At 66.2% G+C, this 3,308-nt stretch carries 1 protein-coding gene and 1 pseudogene; both read right to left on the bottom strand.

The window, feature by feature from the left end; all coding sequences use genetic code 11:
* Window positions 1-608: ribulose-phosphate 3-epimerase (gene rpe / locus EN884_RS30485; protein ID WP_128360929.1), on the bottom strand; the 608-nt coding region annotated here is incomplete at its 3' end.
* A gap of 222 nt (window positions 609-830) precedes the next feature.
* Window positions 831-3,308: pseudogene (locus EN884_RS30480) on the bottom strand (hypothetical protein); the annotation flags it as partial.

The raw sequence follows: 3,308 nt of genomic DNA, 5'->3' as shown, positions 1-3,308 counted from the left end.
CCTTTGAAGATGGCGGCGCCCGCCACCAGCACGTCGGCGCCGGCAGCGGTGACCAGCGGCGCGGTTTCGGCTGAAACACCGCCGTCGATCTCGATTCGGATTGGCCGGCCTCCGATGAGGGCCTTGACCCGCTTCACCTTGTCGACGATCGCTGGGATGAAGGCCTGGCCGCCGAAGCCCGGATTGACGGTCATGATCAGGATCAGGTCGAGCCGGTCGAGCACGTATTCGACCACGCTTTCCGGCGTCGCCGGATTGAGCGACACACCGGCCTTCTTGCCAAGATTCCTGATGGTCTGCAGCGAGCGGTCAAGATGCGGGCCGGCCTCGGCATGGACGGTCAAACCGTCGCAGCCGGCCTCGGCGAAAGCGGCCAGATAGGGGTCGGCCGGGGCAATCATCAGATGGCAGTCGAAGAAGGCCTTGGTGCGGTTGCGGATCGCCTTGATCACTGGCGGGCCAAAGGTGATGTTGGGCACGAAATGCCCGTCCATAACATCGAGATGTATCCAGTCGGCGCCGGCTGCCGCTACCGCTTCGACCTCATCGCCGAGTTTGGAAAAATCCGATGCCAGCACCGATGGTGCAATCAGGGTCTTTCTGCTCATGGATGCGGCCTTTCCGAGTGTCCTTCTCGTTGGCCACCCTATCGACTGCCTAATGCGCCGCAGCCGACTTGTCGAGGGTGCAGGCGCGGTCGATGCGCAGGCTGGGACGCGTGCCGTTATCCGCGATCATGCTGCGGCCAATTCCCGCTTGTCCCCACAGCCGCGAAGAAAAACCCGCCGGATTGCTCCGGCGGGGTTTCTGGTCTCGTGTCGAGCAGGTGGTTATTGCTGCTGGAGCTTCAGGATTCTGTCTGGAACCTGGTCCTGCCGCTGTTCGACCTGCGGCCTGCGCCTGCAGCACCTGCTGCAGCAGCAGGCCGGGGTTCAGCTCCAGCGACGGTTGTCCGCGGACCGCCCGGCAGTTCGGGTAGCGCCCGATCGTGCCTTCCGGGCAGCGCCTCCTGATGATCGGCTGGCACTGGCCATCGATCATCTGCGAGCCCGGTGCGCATTCCACCTCCTGCCTGCGGCATGCGCCGTTGATCACCTCGGTGCCGCGCGGGCAGACACATTCGCCGCGCTTGTTGTGGACCTGGCCGCGTACGTCGCACTGCTCCTGCGTCGGCTGCTTGCGCCGGCAGGCATTGCCCCGCACCTCGGTACCCCTCGGGCAGACACAATTGCCGTCGGCGTCGTGGACCTGGCCACGGATGGTGCACTGGTCAGGCCTTGGCCGGATCGGGCGGCAGGCGCCGTTTCTGACCTCGTTGCCTTGCGGGCAGACGCAGTCTCCGTCCGCGTCGTGGACCTGGCCACGGATGATGCACTGCTCAGGCTTCGGCCGGATCGGACGGCAGGCGCCATTGCGCACCTCGGTCCCTCGCGGGCAGACACAGTCTCCATCGGCATCGTGGACCTGGCCACGGATCGTGCACTGCTCCGGCTTTGGCTGGATCGGGCGGCAGGCATTGCCCCTGATCTCGGTTCCCCTGGGGCAAACACAATCGCCATCCGCATTGTGGACCTGGCCACGGATAGTGCACTGCTCGGGCTTGTCGGTCCTGACGCACCTGCCGTTCTCGAGCCCGGTTCCGCGTGGGCAGACGCAGCGTCCGTCCTCGGTGCGGATCTGGCCCTCGAGCAGCACACAGCGTTTCGGCTGTTCCGGCTTCGGCACGATACCACCGCCCGGCGAGCACTGGCCGTTGCGGTAGGTGGTGCCTTCGGGGCAAACGCAGCGGCCGGCATCGTTCATGACGAAGCCTTGCGAGCATTCCTTCCTCGTCTCCTGGCTAATGGTGAAGGGATGGCAGGCATAGGCCTTGCCGCGATCGCCCTGCACATTGGTCTGATCGCCGCCAAGCACGTCGCCACCGCCCTGCACCCGTGTGTCGGGAGACAGCACGCCGACGCAATTCTGGCCGCTGACATTGCCCTGCAGATTGGCCAGGCGGCCGTCGTCGGGAATGACCACGGTGACATGGTGTACCCGGCTTTCGCCGGCGCCGAGCGTCAGGTTGGCAATGCAGGACGCAGGCAAGGTTGCCGGTTCCGGCGAGCAGCCGAAGGGCGGATCGATCGAGGTGATCTCAACGCCTTCCAGCCTGCCGAGCCCCTCCACGCCGATCGCATCGCCGATGCGGACCGGCCCGGAGAAGGCGGTCGCTCCGTCATTGATGATGGTGATCTCGAACGAGCAGGGTTGGCCGAGCCTGCATTCGCGGTCGCCGGTCTTTTCGACACGGATGGTCGAAGAACCGCCGCCCTTGGCGCAGGCCTGGCCAAAGGGATAGACGACGTCGTCGCCCGGCGCAGGCCCATAGGAGCCGCGCGCGCAGTTTTCGAACGCGCCATTCGCCGAGACCGTCACGTCGAAGTGGCGGCTGGTTCCAGGTGTCATGACGGCACCGGGAATCTGGCACGACAGCGCATTGGCCGGAACCGGTCCGCACGCCCATTCCGCGCCGTCGGGGGTGACGGTCTGGATCTGGACGGGCGCGCCGCCGGCCACCAGCGTGGCGGCATCGTTGACCCGCACCGGACCGGTGGGGGCAGCGGTGCCAAGGCTGGTGACGGTGATGCGGCAAGAGACGACCGCGGCACCGGCGAGCGAGCCGTTGCACACCTTGGTGATGCGCAGGGTCGGCTTGCCGCCATTGGGATGACGGAAGCGTTCCTTGGCGCAGGCCTTGTTGTTGGTGAGGTCGTTTTCCCCGGGGATGGGCTTCACCTCAGCGCAATTCTCGACAGTGTCCGACTGGTAGCCGGCCGGCATGACCGCCTTCACGAAGATCGGCGTCGAGGCGCCCGCAGGCAGCGAGATGCCGGCATTGTCGCAACGGAACTGGCCGGGGCCGTTCGGTCCGCATGTCCAGGGCGGGTTCGGGCCGAAGGTCGAGGACGACGGCGCGCCGCCGGGATAATTGTCGATGACCGTCAGCGGTCCATTGTAGGTGGCGCTGCCGTTGTTGATGATGTCGATCACGAAGGTGCAGATGCCGTCGGCCGAGCAGACCGGGACGCGGGCACGCTTCTTCAGGATCAGGTCGACCTTCTTCTCCACCGGCGGCCGGCAGTCGCGGTCACGGTCGCCGCGCCGGCAGATCGGGATCGAGGCACAGCCGCGATCGTTCGACTGGCTGCCGAACAGCGGCTTGCCGCTGGCGCCATAATTGTAGGTGGCGCAGTTGCGTAAAGCACCGCCTTGCCAGCCTCCGGCCGGCTTGAAGCCGAGCTTGAGGTCGACGGAGGCCCCCGGAT

This window comes from Mesorhizobium sp. M7A.F.Ca.AU.001.01.1.1 (assembly GCF_004022735.1).
Taxonomy (GTDB): Bacteria; Pseudomonadota; Alphaproteobacteria; order Rhizobiales; family Rhizobiaceae; genus Mesorhizobium; species Mesorhizobium ciceri.
The sequence above is the reverse complement of the archived record's forward strand: the minus strand, read 5'-3'. Positions and strand labels throughout refer to the sequence as shown.